Source organism: Arthrobacter cavernae (assembly GCF_017368795.1).
GTDB classification, from domain to species: Bacteria; Actinomycetota; Actinomycetes; order Actinomycetales; family Micrococcaceae; genus Arthrobacter; species Arthrobacter cavernae.
This window is the reverse complement of the sequence record NZ_JAFNLL010000136.1, coordinates 1-516: the sequence shown is the minus strand read 5'-3', so window position 1 is coordinate 516 and position 516 is coordinate 1. Positions and strand designations below refer to the sequence as shown.

Here is a 516-nt window from a genome sequence, read left to right as displayed (position 1 = left end):
TCCTCGCCGCCGACCGTGCCGATTTCGACCTCGAGGATGATCTTCGCGGCCGCGGCGCGCTCGAGCAGTTCACGGCCGATGCGCAGGTTCTCGGACAGGGTCTCGTGCGAGCCGTCCCACATGTGCGAGTTGAAGATCGGGTCCTTGCCGGACTTGACGGCTTCCTCGGAAGCGGCCAGCAGCGGCAGGACGAAGCCGTCCAGCTTGTCCTTGGGGCAGTGGTCCGTGTGCAGGGCGATGTTGACGTTGTAGTTCCTGGCGACCTCGCGGGCGAAGGCGGCGAAGCCGAGCGAACCGGCAACCATGTCCTTGACGGAGGCGCCGGACCAGTAGGCCGCGCCGCCGGTGGAGACCTGGATGATGCCGTCAGACTCGGCCTCGGCGAAACCGCGGATCGCAGCGTTCAGAGTCTGCGACGACGTCACGTTAACCGCCGGGAAGGCAAAGCCGCCGGCCTTGGCGCGGTCGATCATCTCGGAGTAAATCTCTGGGGTTGCAATGGGCATGGTGACTCCT

1 protein-coding gene is annotated in these 516 nt (G+C 65.7%); it reads right to left on the bottom strand.

Annotated features, from left to right (window positions below; genetic code table 11):
- The coding region (locus J1902_RS19140; protein WP_207617943.1) for a class II fructose-bisphosphate aldolase at nt 1-506 on the bottom strand (506 nt) is incomplete at its 3' end.
- Between the last annotated feature and the right edge of the window lie 10 nt (nt 507-516).